Source organism: Spirosoma lituiforme, assembly GCF_054776635.1.
Genome location: NZ_BAAHBO010000009.1, coordinates 21,638 through 40,608, shown reverse-complemented (window position 1 = coordinate 40,608; position 18,971 = coordinate 21,638). Strand labels below are relative to the sequence as shown.

General features: G+C 47.0%; 14 protein-coding genes. 4 read left to right on the top strand and 10 right to left on the bottom strand.

The genetic code is table 11. The annotated features are described in order from the left end of the window. Nucleotides 1-28 precede the first annotated feature (28 nt). The 10 genes from ACYU87_RS23565 to ACYU87_RS23520 all read right to left on the bottom strand — a co-directional run bounded on the left by ACYU87_RS23565 (nt 29) and on the right by ACYU87_RS23520 (nt 9,806). The gene (locus ACYU87_RS23565; RefSeq protein ID WP_461116920.1) at nt 29-1,075 is read right to left on the bottom strand and encodes a hypothetical protein; all 1,047 of its coding nucleotides are present in this window, start codon (nt 1,073-1,075) and stop codon (nt 29-31) included. Nucleotides 1,076-1,124: 49 nt separating this feature from the next. After that, nucleotides 1,125-2,141, bottom strand: coding sequence for a hypothetical protein (locus ACYU87_RS23560; RefSeq protein WP_461116919.1), 1,017 nt, complete (start codon nt 2,139-2,141; stop codon nt 1,125-1,127). A gap of 30 nt (nt 2,142-2,171) precedes the next feature. Further along, nucleotides 2,172-3,170 carry a hypothetical protein gene (locus ACYU87_RS23555; RefSeq protein WP_297369697.1) on the bottom strand — a complete coding sequence of 333 codons (999 nt, stop codon included), beginning with the start codon at nt 3,168-3,170 and terminating at the stop codon, nt 2,172-2,174. Between the two features lie 52 nt (nt 3,171-3,222). Then, a complete protein-coding gene (locus ACYU87_RS23550) occupies nt 3,223-5,730 on the bottom strand; it encodes a TraG family conjugative transposon ATPase (protein WP_461136547.1) in 2,508 nt (835 codons plus the stop codon). 3 nt (nt 5,731-5,733) lie between these two features. Beyond that, nucleotides 5,734-6,096 carry a DUF4133 domain-containing protein gene (locus ACYU87_RS23545; protein ID WP_297369703.1) on the bottom strand — a complete coding sequence of 121 codons (363 nt, stop codon included), beginning with the start codon at nt 6,094-6,096 and terminating at the stop codon, nt 5,734-5,736. A gap of 8 nt (nt 6,097-6,104) precedes the next feature. Next, complete coding sequence (locus tag ACYU87_RS23540) at nt 6,105-6,380, bottom strand: DUF4134 family protein (RefSeq protein ID WP_297369706.1); 276 nt, start codon at nt 6,378-6,380, stop codon at nt 6,105-6,107. A gap of 146 nt (nt 6,381-6,526) precedes the next feature. Next, nucleotides 6,527-6,862 carry a DUF4134 family protein gene (locus ACYU87_RS23535; protein WP_297369708.1) on the bottom strand — a complete coding sequence of 112 codons (336 nt, stop codon included), beginning with the start codon at nt 6,860-6,862 and terminating at the stop codon, nt 6,527-6,529. Between the two features lie 142 nt (nt 6,863-7,004). Next, nucleotides 7,005-8,207, bottom strand: coding sequence for a hypothetical protein (locus ACYU87_RS23530; RefSeq protein ID WP_461136546.1), 1,203 nt, complete (start codon nt 8,205-8,207; stop codon nt 7,005-7,007). Nucleotides 8,208-8,334: 127 nt separating this feature from the next. Continuing rightward, nucleotides 8,335-9,090, bottom strand: coding sequence for a hypothetical protein (locus ACYU87_RS23525; RefSeq protein ID WP_461073746.1), 756 nt, complete (start codon nt 9,088-9,090; stop codon nt 8,335-8,337). Nucleotides 9,091-9,095: 5 nt separating this feature from the next. Next, nucleotides 9,096-9,806 carry a ParA family protein gene (locus ACYU87_RS23520; RefSeq protein ID WP_297369716.1) on the bottom strand — a complete coding sequence of 237 codons (711 nt, stop codon included), beginning with the start codon at nt 9,804-9,806 and terminating at the stop codon, nt 9,096-9,098. An 863-nt stretch (nt 9,807-10,669) separates the two neighbouring features. On the opposite strand from ACYU87_RS23520, the gene ACYU87_RS23515 reads away from it, so the two are divergent. The 4 genes from ACYU87_RS23515 (at nt 10,670) to ACYU87_RS23500 (ending at nt 18,824) form a co-directional block, all read left to right on the top strand. Further along, the gene (locus tag ACYU87_RS23515) at nt 10,670-11,188 is read left to right on the top strand and encodes a plasmid mobilization protein (protein WP_461116917.1); all 519 of its coding nucleotides are present in this window, start codon (nt 10,670-10,672) and stop codon (nt 11,186-11,188) included. 3 nt (nt 11,189-11,191) lie between these two features. Further along, nucleotides 11,192-14,575: a relaxase/mobilization nuclease domain-containing protein gene (locus ACYU87_RS23510; RefSeq protein WP_297369722.1), complete on the top strand. Its 3,384-nt coding sequence runs from the start codon at nt 11,192-11,194 to the stop codon at nt 14,573-14,575. A 386-nt stretch (nt 14,576-14,961) separates the two neighbouring features. Then, a complete protein-coding gene (locus ACYU87_RS23505; RefSeq protein WP_461073743.1) occupies nt 14,962-16,557 on the top strand; it encodes a type IV secretion system DNA-binding domain-containing protein in 1,596 nt (531 codons plus the stop codon). Between the two features lie 74 nt (nt 16,558-16,631). Beyond that, on the top strand, nt 16,632-18,824 hold the full coding sequence (locus tag ACYU87_RS23500; RefSeq protein WP_461116916.1) for a YWFCY domain-containing protein: 2,193 nt from the start codon (nt 16,632-16,634) through the stop codon (nt 18,822-18,824). The last annotated feature ends 147 nt before the right edge of the window (nt 18,825-18,971 follow it).

The window sequence follows — 18,971 nt, the reverse complement described above, 5'->3', positions numbered from 1 at the left end:
AAACTTTTAGTAAGGAATAAGTGAATATTTAAATCTTATTGAGCGTAGGCAGTTTGCTGTTCCATTCGCGGATTCGCTCGAACCCACCCGAAACACTGCGACCTGCACTTCGGGCAACGCCACCGCCAACGCCACCGACGCCACCCAGTACGCCCCCGCCCGCCTTGGCCCCGCCCAGCGTCTTGCTGATGGCTTGGTCGGCTCCGCTGGATTCAACGACCCAACTGGCGGCCATCGGCACTGTCAGGTACGCCACGGTGCCAATGAGGTAAAAGATAACCATGGTAAAATCATCGAGGGTAAAGGTGCTGTCGGTAGAAGCCGCTAATTGTTGCAGATCTTTACGCAGCATCATCACGTGAATGCTTTCCAGCATACCCGATAAAATATTGGTAATAGGAATCCACATCAGCATGTTGATTACCCGGGTACACCAGGCCGCCAGACCGGAATAAAACCATTCGAACGTGGCCAGCCCAAACGTAATGGGACCGGTGATGAGCAAAACCACGATGAAGAAGCTGACTAAAAATTTAAGGCATAAAAAGGCAAATAGGTAGAGTACTTCTCCAAGTGTCGTCATGAGCTGATCGACAACATTCTGGACCGAGTAACTCATCATATCGGCTCCAAATTGGGTGGCGCTATCCGCATCGAACATTGCCTTCAATATCTCCATCCAGCTTTCTTCCCCGTCATGATCTGAATCGATCAGGCCAAGCGTTTTTTGTCGTTTGGCCGCTACGGCTGTCTTTTTCTGCTTGGTTAGATTATCGACCAGCGTTTTTTGGCTGTCGATAAAGGGTTGGGTCATTTCATTAAGCGCTCCGCTTAAGGAGGTAACGCCGTTCACAATACCACCATAACTCATCAAACAGATAGCCAGCGCTACCGGGCGAAACAGCGGCACAATGTCGATTTCTTCATTGCGGGCTAAATGACCCCATACCCGCGTGAACACGTAACAAAGCGCGCCTAAACCGCCAATGGCTTGGGCCAGACCAATAAACCAGCTGTATTGCGTAAGCAATTGGCTAACTAAAGTGTCGAGTTGTTGAACAACTGAATCTTGCATGGGAATTGAAAAAAGGTGATCAGTTGGGCTTATGGCCCGCTTGGGGTACTTATTTTTTGGGTAGTGGCATGTAGGTATCCTTACCGCCCAATGCATCCGTCAATTGCTTACGCTGATCTTTTCGCATACTGCCTTGTATGTGTTGATTGACTTTTTTGTTGATGCCCTGTAGGTTACGCACCCGTTCTCGCATACGGTCGAGTATCGCCCGCTTCATCACCATCCGGTCATAGTGAGAATAAGCCACCATTTCCTTTTCTTCCATGGCATCATTGTCATATTCCTTGTTAGAAATGGCCATGAGTAGTTCCTTAAATTTTTTTGCATCATCCATCACGATGGCATCGGAGACAAACGCGTGCCAACCATGCTCTACCTTATTTCCCGGCGCGTTTGGATCGATTTCCGGATAAAGCCACTTCAGTTTACTGTGGGTATCATCATCTTTGAATCCATCCATGACCACCACGTGTTCGCCCCATAGTTTATCGTGTTCACTTTCCGACAAGTGATCGGCCACCGAATTTTTGAGTTCAGGTAAGCTTTTCCATTTAGCGTTCATCCGGGCGTAATTGACCTTAAAATCCTGATACTTGGTTTTCAATTGCTTATTGAGGGAATTCCTCGACAGGACCTTCACCCGATCGATTGCTTTCGCCAGATTTTCGTCCTTTTTCTTTTGATACGCAGAGATGATCTTCTCTGCCATGGAGCCAATGGGCATCATATCGGCAAACATCTTGACGAGTTCGTCCTTGAGCTTATCAATTAAAATATCGGTCAGCTCAACCTGGTAATCCTGTAAGCCACTCATGATCTCACCGCCTCGTACGCGCAGGATGTTATCGACCTTCGTTTGGACGTCGAGTGAGGAGCCCCAGTCTGTATGAACGTACATCGGATCGGGCAGATCGTTGATCGTGTAGCCCGTCCCCGGCGTTGGATTACTAGGATCATACACCTGAGCGTGAACCGGGGATACCCATAAGGTTAGGAGAAAGAAGCCAAGCCAGAAGTAACCCCGTCTGCTGTTTGGGCCGGAACCGTGTAGTTTTGGAATACGCATGATCGTAGAGAGTTAGCGATGAGGACTGATTTATTTAATTCGACGCACCCGCGGACTACCATCGTTACCACCCGTGTCTGCGGTGCCAATCAGATCATCCAGCGTCGTATCCCGCTGAGCATCTTTCATTCGATAGACGAAGACTGCCTTGACTTTGGCCTTCACCGATTGAGCCCGTTTTTCGCGGTCGAGAATACGCTTATACGCTTCATCCAACGTCCGGATTCGGTCTGCTTCGGCCATGTAAGCCGTGGAGGACGAGTGATTCGTGGCAAACTTGACTTCATTGACGATATCACTCATATCCGATAGTCCACCGATGAGGGCTTGTAACTGGGATTGCTCTCCGGCCGTAAACACCTTATTGCTGGCCATGGAATTGATCTGTTTGATCGTATACTCAACCGCCTGCGCGTGTTCTTTTAAATGCAGCGTTTTATAGTAATCGCCGAAGCCGGCACTTAGCTCGGTATTACCCTTCTGCTCGGCGAAATCGACTTTCAACTGTTGGTAGTCTATCTTCTGTTGTTTTGTGTAAGCATCTTTCATTAACTTTTTGAGGGCCTCGACGCTTCGGATCGGGGAGGCTCCGAGCAAACTCTGCAGTTGGCTCATCAGCCAGCCTTCCAGCGCATCGGTTAATCCCTGAAGAATCTGGTCTTCGTACTCACCAATCAAATTTTCGACCTCCGATTTTACCTTATCGGCATACGTGGTGACCTTTTGACCAACGAACGAACCAAAGCTGCTTGAGCCACTTGTACCATCATCGCCAAGATGCTCGCCGATGGGATCAACACTGGGAACATTTCCCGGGGCCATACTTAGCGAACCTGGTTTGCTTGGGTCATAGGAGGGGGGCCAGGTTGAGGGATCATTGGGGTTGAACAATGGGTCGGTCGAAGGATTCCATGATCCTGTTGTTGAAACGGGGTCCGTCGTTTGGCCAAACGCAGGCCCGTAACCCGAAACCGGGCCCATCAAGACTAGCAGGAGCCCCAGAAGCCCGTGCATGAGTAAGTGTTTCATAGACGATTGGATGTTGTAAACTGATTGGACATAATCGATGCAGTCGGCCAGCTTACCCATGCTGTTCCCGATAGGAGCGGATACCTAAATCGTAATTGCCCCCGTTCTCCGCTACCAGCTTTTTGACGGCCTCTTTTTCACTCTGTTCGGTGGTGAACGCCAGGTATTCTTCGACGGACACTTCCAGTCCATAAACCAGGCTGATTTGACCCGCGAAGCTCACAAAGAACTCTTTGTATTTCCGGGTTGCATTCAGATCGCGATTAACCGAGAGGGCCAGGTTCTTTTCCTGATCGGTCAGTGCCAGGAACTTCTTTACTTCCTCAAACCGGTTTTTGTACTTCTTCTGATCCATCAAAATACGGGTGTCCGCATTGTTGATAATCGAGTCCTTAACGATCTTATTCCCCAGGATATCGTCGATGTCCTGGGTCACAATCCAGGCCTCACCAAAATGCTTACGAACCGTCTTGTACAAGTACTTGATGTATTCAGCCATCTTCTCTTTCATAATGGCTTTCCAGGCTTCCTCAATAAGAATAATTTTACGAATGCCTTTGAGCGTGCGCATTTTCGTAATAAATGTATCCATGATGATGATGGTGACCACCGGAAACAGAATGGCGTTATCTTTGATATTATCGAGCTCAAAGACAATAAAGCGTTCATTGGTCAGGTCAAGATTATCCGCTGAGTTCAGCAGGTAATCATATTCCCCACCCCGGTAGAAGGGTTCCATAACGACAATGAAGGCGTCATAATCAAACATTTTAGCGGTAATCCCCCGGCTATCAAGCGCCTTTTTAAAGTCATCTTTAAGGAACTCAAAGAAGGAGTTGAACGAGGGGAAAATCTCCGGGTTGAGTTCCAGATGGGAAAAGTATCCATTGACGGCTAGTGACAGGGCGGTCTCCTCCAGCCGGCTCAGGTTTTCTTCCTCTTTTTTCCACAGTGAAAGCAGCAATGCCTTGATCGACTCCAATTTTTCAATGTCCGGTCTGGCACGCCCTTCTATGAAAAAGGGATTGAATGTAATGGGCGCTTCCGGTTTATACGTTAGATACTTTCCGCCTAACATCGAGCATAGTCCTTCGTAGGAGTCGCCAACGTCGACAATCACCATATGGGCTCCCTGAATGAAATAAGACCGCAGGAAGTGGTTGGTCAAAAAGCTTTTGCCCGATCCGGAAGGACCCAGAATAAATTTATTCCGGTTAGTGATCCAGCCTCGCTTCATGGGTGCGTCCGAAAAATCAACATACAGCGGTTTGCCTGATAGCCGATCGGTTACCCGGATGCCCATGCTTGAATACGAGTTTGGCGAGACGGACTCTTCGTTTAACAAGCACAGTGCCTGGGGGGTAAATGTCCAGAACTTATCTTCGTCAGGTAAGTCGGCCGCATTGCCTGGAATCCCGGCCCAGAACATGGATAAGCTGTCAGTAGTCGAATTTTCCCGGGGCCGAACCCCCATCTTGGCGATTGCCGCGTTGGTTTTGTTGCGCAGTTGTGGCAGATCCGCTTTATCATTTGTCCACACCAGCAGGTTGTAGTGTGCCCTAACGGGCGGGTAACCGGTGTCGGCCGCGTAATGCAGGTAATCGTTTATTTTGGCCGCATTACTGGCATTGGCTTTTGTGAAGGACGCCAGGGCGGTCATTTGGGTAGCCCGCGCTTCCAGTTGCGGAAAGATTTCGTTACGATCTTCTTTAAAAATATATTGGTTATACACGTGGTTGACCCCCAGCATTAAACTGACGGGAGCAGCAAAGCCCACCGATACCGTTGAATTCTCCGTGGACAGCGCACTCACCGCGTTGTGGGTATACACGGTATCCGGTAAGTCTTCAATATCTGAAAGGGAGAAATATTTAACAATCTTATCGCCGATCATCAGATCCTCTCCGCGACGTATATCACACAGCGGTACCACATCCGCTTCAGCCTCCAGACTCATGTAGCGTTCGAGAATACCCGGCTTATCACCTTTCTGATAGATTTCTTCACCCGCCAGCCGGCGCATGCTCACGTTGCGCGTTGAATTGATGATCGAGACGAACTGTTCGATGGCTGAATAGAACTCTGACAGCTTGATGGGGTCTGAAATCTCCTTAGACAGAAACCGACCGGACACCAGGCTGGTCTGCATGGTGGACACGGCCCGCTTGGATGTTTTCGTTAGGTATAAATAGCAGCGGTGGTTGAGGTAGGGTCTCTCGTGAAAATGCCGGGACGATGCTTTATCCAGAAATGTATTCCGAAACCCTCCTTCCTCTACCCGCGTCGGGTCATAGGTGTCAACCGTGAAAAAGTCCTGTTTATGAAAAATAGAGTGTTCTGGCAAAACCGAGAGCGCCTTACACCACATTTCATTTAATTCCCGGAAGTCACCCGTTTCAACCCGGAATTCACCTTCCGTGACGTGCGCGGAAAGCGTGTAGATCTCCGGTAAGGTCATTTCATAACAGACGGTAATATCGCCCATCTTAGAAATGATGCAGTCATTCTCAATTGACCGCAGAGGCCAATACTTCATTAAGTCTTCTGTGCGTTGGGCCATGATTTAGTTGCGTTTTAGTTTAAATCGATCCCAGGTTGACGTTTTCACCTCTCGCTTGATAAGCATATCCCGGTAAGGCCGGGTGCTGCGCACCTGAATGACGGTTGGATACCGATTCCGCGCATTGAATTTGGATAGTCCCCGTTCACCATGCTTTTTACTGTAGGAGGCCAGCGTATTGTAGCCTAAAAAAACCATGACGAACATGACGCCATAGGCATACACGGCGGGTACGCCGATGAGCATAGCGATGGTGGCCACCACCATGCCGCCAACCGTGCCACCCGCCAGGTAGATCAAATAATTCATGCCCCTGATTCCGAGTACCTCGGGCGGGCGATCGACACCTTTATTGATTTGATACATAGTGCGTCTTAGCGGAAAAGCAGATCAAAGAAGTAAGGGAAGTACAGGCAGAACAGACAGGCAAATATCCAGGCGAATATGGATCGGTACATGTCCGGATCAGCCATCTGAAATTTGTTATAAACCTTTACCGAGCCGATCATCGCGCAGATCATAGCCACTGTTCTGCCTAGAATCTTCATGGCCTTATAAGCACTTGATATCTGATACGTAGCTTTGGCTACGGCTGTGGGAGGCGCGCCACCCGCCCAGACATCCGAACAAGTCAGTAAGAGCAGGGACAAAAGAACCAGCGGTAAAATCCAAGGCCTAGTCAACATGAGGATACCATTAAGAAGTGAAAGGATGCTTGTTGGAGTCAGCTTTAAACGCCGAACCCCACCGTCAGGCAGGGTTCGGCGATTGTGACCTAGGTAATCGGTGAGCCATATCAACCTGGAGTAAAAACCGCACCCAGTATAACGACGACCAGTCCGGCAAAAATCAAGGCACCGAACCAGGAAGCAGCGGCTTTTCGGGTATCAGGATCACCATTGGACCATTTTCCGTATACCGACGCAGCACCGACCAGACCGATGATCGCCATGACGGTGAACATTAACTTTTGTACCGTTGGCCACATGGCCCGAATGCCCGTATTGGCTTGTTCCAAACCAGCTGCAGCCGTCGCTGTTCCACCCGCCATGGCATACACGCCAATGCTCAGGAGCGCGCAGGTGATTACCAGAGTTCGGGTATTCCACCCTCTTACAAGAAGTTTTTTCATAAGACTATGAAAGGTTTGATTCAATGGAGATAGACCCCCGTCTATCTTGATTCAAAAGTATTGATTCGGAAGTACCCTAAAACAAAAGCCTTTAATTATTTTTTTTTCGGTCACACTTTTAGAAAAAAAATTGTGTGTACTCTTAATCAGCTTCTACTGAAGCCGGTTCACTAGCGGGTTCAATTAGTCCAAACTTTCGCCCGATAGCAGCAACATCATCATCATATTCTCCTAAGTGTTCAGGCAAGTGCCGGAATACAGCCGTCAACCGTAGAGCAGCATTTGCATCGCTATTTAGATTGAAGTGGTCAATGGCTCGTATGACCTGACGAACGCGATGCCTGACCTCACGTGTGGGAGCTTTGCGTTTGATCGCTTCCACCACTTCATAACCTAATTCCCCGGTTTTATTTAAGTTAGCGAAATAAGGCAGCGCTTCATGCCGTATCTCAGGTGCTGGTTCCAAGACATCCGATGCATCGAACGTTTGGATTGTTCCAGCCGGTACCAGAATGGATAATTCGTCCATCGTCATAATAAACTCAGTGGCCGGAGCACTTTGTGATTCCTCATCTGGAGTACTCGTTGTCAGCTGCGTATTTAATCCGCCCCCAAATGAGTGCTCATTGTCATTATCGTCATCATCCGCGCCAAAATCATAGTCACCAGCATCATTAGCTGTTTGGTCTTCTAGAGTGGACTGAGCCAAGTTGGAAGGTGTGTCTTGATTGGCTTGCATGGAGCGATGAACCTCATACAGGGCGATCATTTGCTGCTCTATACGCCGGGTGCTTTCTTTTAACACAGCAAACATCGCTTCTATCTGCTCCGAACTTTGAGGCTTGTCAAAGCTATCTGAGAAAAGTTGTGAGGCAATGCTGCCGAAACCAGATAAAGTCAGCTGACCCATTGGCGGCGTGAGCTGGCCACCGGCAACCTCTTGCAAAAGCGATTCGTTAGTATGTTCCTCAAATGATTCGTCCTCAAATGCTTTATGCAGGTATGCATCCGGGTCTGTTCCATTTGACTCGGTAGGATGCGACCTAGGAGTAGCATTGATTGGATTTGTGGATGCTGAAGAATCAGCAGTTGACGTAGCTGATGAGGGTATCTTACTACCTATGCTGACAACCTCACCCAATATGGAATTTGGTTCTGTTTGGGGGATGCCCGGATGGGTTTTTTTCGAATCAGCTAAGTTCGTGGGCATCTCGGATGAAGAGGTAGCTCTACGACCAACGGATAGATTAATATCGATCCGTTCTTTTCCTTTAAAAATTATTTGTAGTAGCCAGATCAGGCCGGTAACGGAAATGATGATAGCTAAAAACCCTAGTAAATTCATTAGCAAAAAGTTTAAAATGTCGATACCGTTTAACCGATCAGCGGTTAATCATCACTTGACTATAAATAGTGGTTTGACAAAACTCACATCGCACTAAATTTAATTAGTAAGGGAGCATACATTATTTTCAGGTCAAGTTGTTTTCAGTCTGTTTAATCAAAGTCAAATTTTTCTGATGTTGAATACGTTGTCGTTCTTGTTGTTCTATGCTGAGTTGCTCAATGTCGGATGCGTACTTTATGAAAAACTCTTTTAAGAGATAGTTTACTAAATTATCCGCAAAATATTTGGGCTGCTCAATCCTTCCGTTAGAGTCAACAATAATTTGAATTAAATCAGCCATTTCTGCTGTAAGACGCACTTTCGATTCTCCTTTTGTAAAGTAGCCCGCTGCAAACCTATTGGGCAACGAATTTATGAGTTTGACAATGGGCAGGGGAGTACTTGAAACCACATCAGTCCTAATGCGGGAACGTTTAGGCGTCATCTGGCGCTGCTCAACAGCTTCATTATCGACAGACATCGGAGATGCCGTATCCTTTTTGCCAGCATTGTTAACTCGCTTAGGCTCACTAGGGGAATTGTCCAAAATTTTGGACAATTCCTCATTACGTCTGTCTGCCGAATTATTAACGGCAATCGGACCGAAGCTTTGACCTTGGAGTTCAACAGGCGTTGTCGAGCCAGCTTTATCGGGAGAATTTATAGGGGAGTCAAGCAGTTCGGTGAACGATTGATCTTCTACCATGGAAGTCGCTTCACCTCCATGATCGTTTGAAGATGATGCATCATAAGTGCGTTTCTGACGCACTTGTGATAAATAGGTGGCAATACTACCCTTGGGTTCTACTCCAGGCAGAGGCGGTAATGTTACTTTTCCCATACTAACTAATTCATTAAAGCAGTTTTACCTTCTATGCTTAAGAGCATTGTACCAGCTTCATCTACAAATTCACTTATAGATTCAGGCTGCGGAGTTATGGTATTAAGCAGCTGGCTTACTCTAACCGTTTCCAGTAGCATGTACTTAAAAATATAAGGGTTAAACTTGGATTTAAAGTAGTCTTCATAAGCTTGGCGTTCTGCAACTTTATGGTTCCTTTTAATTTTAGTCCATACTACGCTGATGCTCACTTTGGGATTTAGGGATCGAATCATAGACATGGTTTCCATAGCCGCCGTAATAGATTTATACTCAAGTTCAACTGGAACTATTATTAGATCTAATGAATCGATCAAATAATCAATGCCTTCAACATTAAACGTACCTGGAATATCAATTAAAATAAAGTCAAGTTGTTGACTAGTTTTCATGCTTTTCAAGGCTACTGTTGCTTCTTTGACAGTTGCATCAACGACAGGGTAAGGTTTTATCTGGGAATCAACCAGCGTTAAGTTTTCACCTTGTTTTTTGCCCTGTTTTTCTTTTAAGTCTAAGATGTCTTTTGTTCGTGTTCTTGTAAAAGAGTGTTGAGGAAAGTCTGCATCAATTACGGCAACTCCAGCGCCAATAGAATGCAAAAAGGTAGCTGTCAAAATAGATAAGGTGGTTTTACCTGTACCCCCTTTCTGGGACATAAAACTGATTACTTTAGTCATGACTTATTGTATTTATTGATTAAATTAATTTTAAAAACATTTGACTAGAAATTAAGTCTTTAGATGCTAGTTATACCGTTAACTATGAATTATTAATTCCAGCAGAAAACATACAAGTTCACGTCCTAGCTACCCTAGCCTCCTAACGCCCTAGCCTCCTAGCTATCCTAGCCTCCTAGCTATCCTAGCTCCCTAGCTATCCTAGCCTACTAGCCCCCTAACCTCCTAACCTCCTAGCTCCCTAGCCCCCTAACCTCCTTGCTATCCTAGCTCCCTAGCTCCCTAGCTCCCTAACCTCCTTGCTATCCTAGCTCCCTAGCTCCCTAGCCCCCTAACCCCCTAACCTCCTAGCTATTCTAGCTCCCTAGCTATCCTGGCCTCCTAGCCTCCTAGCTATCCTACCAGAATGCTGGAATAGACGATTATTGCCTGTTTTAGTCAAAAGTAAACCTAGTCATACCACTCTTATACAAAGCTGTAAAATTATTTTTTTTTCGGTCACTACTTTTTAAGCGGATATATTTTAAGATAAATGAAGACACATTACCTTTGAGATGCGGATCGACTGGTAGCATTTTGTGGTTCAGTCATACGCAATTTTAATAAAAAAAGGGTTTGATGGCTTTTTCGCCCATCGGGGGCTTTTCTCGCCGGAAAACCCGTTCGCCACGGCGAAAGCAAGATGTGTTTTTCGCGGCAAAAAACTCTTCCTACGGGCGTTTTTACCGCTTCAAACGAATCTTGCTCTGCGAGGCTAAAAAAAGCGGTTTAATAGGGCTTCGTTAACACATTCAGCCCTGACCGCTCACCAAAACCGCCCCGTAATCGAGAATCGATTTTGTCTTAGCAACCAATTCAGTCCTATGAAGTCAGCCAACAAAGGGTCAATCGTAACCGAGAATCCCGGTCGGAAAAAGAGTAATAAAGGCGGGAGACCAACCAAAGAAGTAGCTCTTAAAAAGACGAATCGAATTTACCTCCATCTGACTGACGGGGAAGCCCGGTCATTTCACGAGGCCTGGCAACATCAGCGATTGACTAAGAAAATATCCCGAAATGAGTTTGCCAAACATAGACTTTTTGCTTGGACTATTAATGAGGAATCCTCACGAAAGCTTAGCGTAGAAGAAGAGCCAAAAGCTATAATTGAGCGGCTGGATCAATGTATCAAATTGCTAAACCAATTTGTCATTCAATTACGGGCCATTGGGTTAAATTATAATCAATCCGTCAAACGCCTGAATAATATCTATCTATCCAACGAGGTGCGAGGCGAAATAACACAGCAGCGTGAGCTGTTAATTGACATAGCAAAGCTGATTCACTGGAGCGATCAACAGTATAGACAGGCGGATTTATTCAGCGAAAAATTAAACCCCTAACTCATGGTGGCCCGAATAAACACAGGAGCCAATCCGGCTGGTGCCGTGTTGTACAATGAGTATAAAGTAGCTCACGGAGAAGCCCGTTTTTTAGGAGGTTTTAATGCGGTTGCCTATGATCAAGCTAAACTACCAGTCAAGCAAAAAATTAACGAGCTGGAACGTTATGCGCGGGGCAATGAAAACATAAGCAAACCCACATTTCACGTATCATTAGCGTTTCATCCTTCGGAGAAATTTAGTGATCATCAATTAAGTGAAATCGGACAAAATTACATGGACCGATTGGGCTATGGCGAACAGCCCTACTTGATCTATCGACACGAGGATACTCATCATCCCCACATTCACATTGTTTCTGTATCGGTCGATTTCCAAGGAAAAAAAATTTCTGATTCCCATCAACAGCGACGTAGCAATGCCGTCCGTCAGGCTCTGGAAAAAGAATATGGCTTAGTTGAAGCCGAGAAGCAAGGAAAAGAGCTACTGATGAATGGGTTGTTACCCGAACAAATCCTTGGCTATAAAGAACCCGAAGCTAAAAAAGCGATCGGTAACGTGGTGCGTACGGCCCTGACAGATTATAATTTTTCCAATGTGCTGACCTTTTCTGAGTTTCTCCACCAGCACCGGGTACAAATGAATCAGTTAAGTGGCGTGGCAGCTGACGGAAAGCCCTATAAGGGCATTACGTTTCAATTATACAATGGGCCGAACGATCAACGGGGGGAAGCGATTGGCCCGGCCATTAAAGCCAGTCGTTTTGCGTTTGCACCGACTTACGAGCGGCTGGAGCGCAAATTCAAACAGAATGCTACCCGCATCCGTAGTGGCAAAGAAGCTACGCGCCAACGGATTCACAGCAGTCTGGGATCGTACAGCCAACTGAGTGAAGCGGATTTTAGAACTCAGTTACGAAGCGCCGGCATTCAGGTGATCGATACGGGACAGCAGTACATGTACGTCGATCATAAAAGTCGCAATGTATACGGTGAAAATGAACTTGGACCAGCCTATACCCGCTTGGTTCAACGAGCCGCATTTACTGACCGGAGTGTTCGGCTTGACACGCTTCAAAACCGAGTTCGGGCATCCTCCCCAAGCACCACCGATCAACCACCACGAACTAAGCGCTCAGCTGGGTCCGGCGAGCCGATAAAAGGGCAAAGCCAAAAGACGGAGCCAACTTCCCAGGAACTCGCCCTGCGTCGACGTGTTAGTCACTTTTATCAGCAGGTACGGCAGCAAGGTGTTGATGGTAAAAAGCCTTACTTTTTTGAGAGCCAACTCATCCGCCAGTTTCCCCATGAGCTACTGACCGACTTGTTAATAGAGGAGGGGGTTAATCCCCAATCCGCCCGGCAGGCAGTCACTCAATTTGAAGCCTATAAACAAAGTCAATTACCCGAGATCCGGTCAAAAGAAGAGGCCTATTTTAGCCAGACCGCCAATCAATTCGTTTCGCTGGCCAGCGAGCTTCCACTATCGGCTGCCAGTAAACGGGCGTTTCTGTCGGCCGCTGATTTCGTACTTACGGTTGATCAGGGAACACTGACGCACCGGGAAGACGCACAGCTACGTTATGTTATACCCTTGTCTGTTCAAAAACAGCTACAACAGGATCAGGGGCCCTCACTCGCGTTCCGAAGTCGTCTAACTAAACCGGAACGATTGCTGTATGGGGCGTTGGCCAGTGGACAAATGCCCCCCGACCCGATCAGCTTTTACCAGGTATCGGCTGCTCACCTCAAAGCGGCCATCGGCCCGCGATTTGACCATGTCTCAATAGGGCTAAATAAATCTTATGCCAATCAGGTAAGTACTCACCTGAACGACCAAAAACCCCTACTTCCTCAACTTCAGGCCAGAGGTTTTGTCATCGACGCGTTAGCCAGTGGTGCCTATCGAATGGGACACTATTTAACCCGCTCAGACGGATTTACTCCCGTGCCAGATGCATTGGCTCGTCGATTACAGAAAGAGTCCATACCCACACTAGCGGATCAAACCCAAACGTTAAAATCGTCGGCGGGGCGCAGTCTGGTTTCCATGAGCCAGGCAATAGACCTCAACAATACGGCACTGATGCAGGGAGAGCTTGGCCGGTGGCATCGTCAGGCCAATTATTCACCGGGTTCGGGTTCGGTGATGGAGCAAGCCATGAGGGTACAAATTCAGCTACAGGCTCAACTGGAATCAACTGCAGGAAATAATGCAACGCCGGAAGCAAACAAAGCGATCAGCTTACCAACCAAACCAGTAATCCCTCAACCAGTATCCACCGTAAGCCAGGACCTGGTAAGACTTTTACAACAAGCGGATTTAACTGCTCAGCAACGCTACCAGATTACCACGCAACTAGGCTTGATCTGGCAACGAACTGAATCCGGGCAAGTGCGGCTAAAAGAAGGTGAACACTCAACCCATCCCGGCCGGTTCTATACTCTAACCCCTTCCGAACAAACTAACTTTAGCCGTCCCGTTTCTAATGAACTTATAAGCCCCCGTCTCAACGCGGCCGATCAAGCCCTACTACGGGCCATCAGTCAGGGCAACGATTTCTCCCGTCTAACTCGTCAGCAGGTGGCCAGTCTAACGCTGCCAGCCGTAGAAATTATTCTGCCCAAGCCGATGCTGCCAACCTTTCAACGATGGTACAATGAACAACGGGGGAGCCAAGTTTTAAGCGACACCACTCAACAATTCGGCGAACCCGGTACAACTCGGCCTGGTGACGCCCGACGGCATCTATCAGCCTTGTATCAACGGGGATTCTTAATCAAACAGGAAGTTGATTCTACGAACAGACCGGTATTCCGAATGGGGCACTATAAAACGGACCCCGCCAGCTACGTAGCGGTGCCGCCCGAAATTGCTCAGACCTTTAGCCGCCAATTCCCTTCTCAACCGGGAAAGAATGTCTATGTACTCGAAGGGGCCTGGCCAGCGCCCGATTCAGTTGCCGCCCAACGGATGCGGTCATTAGCCAGGGCCGTTGATAGCGACGTTGAACCCGGTAGGCTCAATAAATTGATTGAACGAGTCCATGACCGGTTTCCTCATCTATCCCAAATTCGAGAGCCCCAACTTTTATTGGATCAACTAGTGAGTCAACCACGAGCCAATCGTCAGCCGACCAAGGGCCAAACGTCAGGCTCGCAACCAGCACTCGACAGCTCAAAGCCTTACGCGCTGTCTACTAGTTCATCTTCGCTGAAGCAATCTTCATCCAGTGACAGTTTACAATCTCTGCTGGACCGATTTGAAAACCAGGCTCCCCAGAAAGGACTCTTGGATATATTGGGTGAGTCGGCTAGTGCCATTCGGCCCAAGAAAAAACGAGTTGGCGAGGCTACGCCCGTGAGACGTCGAGGCCGTAGTCATTAACTTTTTTTTTGATGATTGTGACCGAAAAAAAAATAATTTAATACCCTCTAGAGATATGTGATTGACAAGAGTCAATTTTGAGAAAGCCAGTAACCAAAGTGTAGGATGCTCTGCGTTATAGCGTATTTCAAACAGGTACTTTATGTCAAGATTTCATCCGTATGGCCGCAAGGATCGAGAAGAGCTTCTGTCGAATCGGTGTATAGCTTACCTGGTTACAGGCCTGCCCATTTACGGGAGCGTCCATGAATTACGTAATCAAGCGGGCTATTCACGGACGGATGTACCGACTTTCTTCAACTAAATCTTCATACCAGTTCACCAATGTATTTGGTGCTGAGCCGTGATAAATCACTTTATCTTCTCCAGTTTAAATCCAATGTATCATGATGAATTCAGCAACACAAGCCGACGAGCTGATTGATTCTTTCAACCAGGAAACCCGCCGAATTGCCAATGCGTGTTCGGTTAATATTCCGACCCATTGGCGCTATAAGAATCAGGTCAGAAAAGGGTGGATTAACCTGACACATCTGTTTCGGGGTACAATGATTTTAGGAGCACCCGGAACAGGTAAAACCGAAACCTTTGTCCAAAATTTTGTACATCAGCTTTTGGAGAAAGAATTCACGATGGCCATTTACGATTATAAATCGCCTGAGCTAAGCAGGCTGGCTTATACGCATTACATTGACAATCTGAAAAAAACGACGAACCAATCGGGAGTAAGCCCTTCGTTTCATGCCATCAATTTTACTGATCCCCGTTATTCGTCGCGTTGTAATCCATTTTTGGCCGAGCGGTTCACCAATAGCTTCGAAGCCTTAGAAGCCGCGAAAAACCTACTGTACAATGTAAATAGATCTTGGAGTCTGAAGGGGGAGGGAGATTTTTTCGTTGAGGTGGCGATCAATTATTTAACTGCCTGTATCTGGTACATGAAGCGCTACAACGATCGGCAGGAAGCGAATTATGAAGATAGGTTGCCGACTGAAGAACGAGCTGCGGCCACTAAATCAAATCGCTTTAACTACTGCACCCTACCCCACATCATTGAATTTGCAACAAGGCCTACCGAAGAGATCATTCCGTTACTCAAGGCCGAGCCCGAGCTGGCCCATTTGATGGAAGCCATAACCAACATTGATGCAAATGATACGCGTGAACACATGGAGGGGCTGTTGAAGGTGATGCAACTAAGCCTGTCCACCTTAAAAAATCCGGTGCTCTACTGGATTATGACAGGGAGTGAAGCATTGGTAGATATCAATAATCCGAGTAATCCTAAAATACTGTGTCTGGGAAACGATCCAGCCTCGGGCCACTTGTTTTCTGTCCCATTAGCGTTGATTTCACACTTGCTGGCCAAACAGGTCAATCATCCCCATCAACGACCCAGTGCGTTAATCTTCGACGAATTTCCTACCCTTTATTTAAGCGAATTTGACAGTCTGTTAGCCACGGCCCGGTTCAATAAAATTGCCCTCTGCTTATCGGTTCAGGATCTTACTCAACTTGAAAACAAATATGGCAAAGTTAAAGCTCAGGCTCTCTTTACCATGAGTGGAACGATACTGGCCGGACAAGTGCGGGGCACCTCAGCGCAACAAATCGCTGATCGGTTGACAAAGCGACTGGAAACAGTAAAACCATCCAAAAGCTGGTCCTTTTTCGTTAAACCGAACGCAACGCAAGCACCCCGTATATCATCCGCCACTTTAAACGCTTTACCCTATGGCTGCTTTGCCGGGGAAGTAGCTACGCAGGTTGATGCTCCTCCCACGCACCCCGTTTTTTTCGCTCAGGTGACTGCCAGAAAAGCAAAGCTTGCGGAGAATCTCGCTGAACTACCTATAAATCCTGAACTGGCTATGCTGACAGATCAGCAGCTTGGCCAGCGATTGAATGACCATATGGCGGCAATTCAACAGGAAGTCACGGTTTTACTTCAGCAGGAACGGCAGCGCCACAAGCTGCGCTAACCCTTGCGCAAAGCCATCGGGCTAGTCAGCAGCGGGATTATTCTTAATTGTAAATCAAAACAAGTCTTATCGTCATGGCTAATTCACAAGAACAGGACAAAGAGTACAGAGGTATCCTGAACACCATCATGTTTATGGGGTATGCAGTCCTCTTATTTCATTTTTATGTTTTCTGTAACAACGTTTTTCAGCAGTTAGGGATACCCCTGGGCTTACTGGATCGGTTCATTCGCTCCTTGAACAGTTCGACGCACATATTTGAGCAAGTGTGGTATTCCAAGCTGGCAGCGCTGTTTTTATTACTTGTCTATGTACTGGGGAATAAGTCCAAAAAGAATATTACGGCAACCTGGAACGATGCCTTTCTGTACGGACTGATTGGTATTCTCCTCTACTTTGGGAGCGCACTGCTGTTGACTCTTCGGACTCTAAGCTACAATACAATTAACCTGTTATACGTCCTATCAACCGTGTCGGGTTATTTAACCCTGATCAAGGCGGCGGGCATTGCCGACAGTATCATCAATTTAAAAATGGGCGATGACCCGTTCAATGAAGAGAACGAGAGCTTCATGCAAGAAACAGAGTTGGTCGACAATGAATATTCCGTAAACATCCCCACCCTGTTCACCTACAAAAAAAAGCTTTACAAGGGGTGGATTAATGTTGTCAACGTATTTCGGGCGGCGATGGTCCTGGGAACGCCTGGTTCCGGGAAATCCTTTGCCGTAGTCAATAATTACATTCGCCAGCAGATACAAAAAGGATTTACGATGTTTATCTACGACTTCAAATTTCCCGACTTATCGCGCATCGCTTATTTCTACTTACTCAAACATCAGGATGTATATAAGAAGATGTACGGCAAAGTACCCCGGTTTTACACGATCAATTTTGACGACCCCCGTCGCTCTCATCGGTGTAATCCACTCTTACCCCGTCTTATGACTGACATCATTGATGCCCAGGAGGCTAGTGCTACTATCCTGCTGAATCTGAATAAAAGCTGGTTACAAAAGCAGGGCGACTTCTTTGTCGAGTCACCGATAACATTTCTGATGTCCTGCATCTGGTACATGAAACGGTTCAATGACCGTCAGGTTGAGGTTTTTTTAGACACACTTCCTGAATCGGAGCGGGGAAAGCTAGGGGTTGCGGATCATATCAATTACTGTACGTTTCCGCACATTATTGAATTCGCCAATCACGATTATGAAGAGATATTTCCCTTAATGGCGGCTGAGACTGAACTTGAGAATTTAATTCAGCCGTTCTTCAGCGCCTTAAAAAACGGGGCAAAAGAGCAGTTAGAAGGTCAAATTGCATCGGCGCGAATTCCCTTATCGCGCATGGCGTCTCCCAGCCTCTACTGGGTGATGACCGGCAATGATTTCTCCCTGGACATTAATAATCCCGATGCTCCCAAAATTCTTTGTGTTGGTAATAATCCTGACCGCCAGTCGGTCTACGGAGCAGCCCTGGGGCTCTACAATGCCCGCCTTATTAAGCTTGTAAACCGCAAAGGCCGACTGAAAAGCTCCATCATCGTTGATGAGCTACCCACTATTTATATGCGAGGGTTGGATAACCTGATTGCCACGGCTCGTTCTAATAAAGTGTCTACCTTATTAGGGTTACAGGATTTGACTCAGCTTATACGGGATTACGGAGATAAAGAAGCAAAAGCAATTTTTAACACGATTGGCAACATATTCAGTGGACAGGTTGTCGGAGAAACGGCCAAAAATCTATCGAGTCGTTTCGGTAAAAACGTACAGCAGCGTCAAAGCTTTAACGTGACCGAGAAAGAAACAACAACTAATTTTTCGACGGCCATGGATTCGGTCATTCCCGAAAGTAAAATCAGCAACCTGTCCCAGGGGTGGTTTGTCGGATCGATAGCGGACAACTTTGACGCAACCATCAAGCAAAAAATATTTCATGCGCAGATCGTCGTCGATAAAGAAATGATCGAAGAGCTAAGTAAGCTCCCCGAGATACCGGCCCTTAAAGCCTACGAAAACCTGAGTGACAAACAGGTGCAGGACATGATGAACGAGCAGTTTAAACAAGTGAAGATCGAGGTAACGAATCTGATCAAAACAGAATTAGACGCTATTCGTCAGGGACCGAACAGTCATTTGCTACGGGATCTGCGCACTGCTGATCCCAACTATTTAACGGGAGAAGCTGCCAATGAAGAAGCCACCTATGAGGATACAGAGGAGTATGACGCAGTAAACGATGAATACGCCGTGGATAATTAACCCCTAAGCTAAACCTGTTCAGAGAGGCACTTGACTAGTCAAGTGCCTTTTTTATTCAGCATTCGGAACGGGGTAGCCCGAAAGGTACTTGTCGCCACTTTAACATACCGACGGCTTAATTTATCCGGTAGGAATGCCTTTTCGGTC

Coding starts and splice junctions, on each gene's coding strand:
- ACYU87_RS23515 (WP_461116917.1), top strand. CDS start 10,670: ATGAAGTCAGCCAACAAAGGGTCAATCGTAACCGAGAATCCCGGTCGG.
- ACYU87_RS23525 (WP_461073746.1), bottom strand. CDS start 9,090: ATGGGAAAAGTAACATTACCGCCTCTGCCTGGAGTAGAACCCAAGGGT.
- ACYU87_RS23560 (WP_461116919.1), bottom strand. CDS start 2,141: ATGCGTATTCCAAAACTACACGGTTCCGGCCCAAACAGCAGACGGGGT.
- ACYU87_RS23555 (WP_297369697.1), bottom strand. CDS start 3,170: ATGAAACACTTACTCATGCACGGGCTTCTGGGGCTCCTGCTAGTCTTG.
- ACYU87_RS23530 (WP_461136546.1), bottom strand. CDS start 8,207: ATGAATTTACTAGGGTTTTTAGCTATCATCATTTCCGTTACCGGCCTG.
- ACYU87_RS23550 (WP_461136547.1), bottom strand. CDS start 5,730: ATGGCCCAACGCACAGAAGACTTAATGAAGTATTGGCCTCTGCGGTCA.
- ACYU87_RS23520 (WP_297369716.1), bottom strand. CDS start 9,806: ATGACTAAAGTAATCAGTTTTATGTCCCAGAAAGGGGGTACAGGTAAA.
- ACYU87_RS23500 (WP_461116916.1), top strand. CDS start 16,632: ATGGCTAATTCACAAGAACAGGACAAAGAGTACAGAGGTATCCTGAAC.
- ACYU87_RS23545 (WP_297369703.1), bottom strand. CDS start 6,096: ATGTATCAAATCAATAAAGGTGTCGATCGCCCGCCCGAGGTACTCGGA.
- ACYU87_RS23505 (WP_461073743.1), top strand. CDS start 14,962: ATGATGAATTCAGCAACACAAGCCGACGAGCTGATTGATTCTTTCAAC.
- ACYU87_RS23565 (WP_461116920.1), bottom strand. CDS start 1,075: ATGCAAGATTCAGTTGTTCAACAACTCGACACTTTAGTTAGCCAATTG.
- ACYU87_RS23510 (WP_297369722.1), top strand. CDS start 11,192: ATGGTGGCCCGAATAAACACAGGAGCCAATCCGGCTGGTGCCGTGTTG.
- ACYU87_RS23535 (WP_297369708.1), bottom strand. CDS start 6,862: ATGAAAAAACTTCTTGTAAGAGGGTGGAATACCCGAACTCTGGTAATC.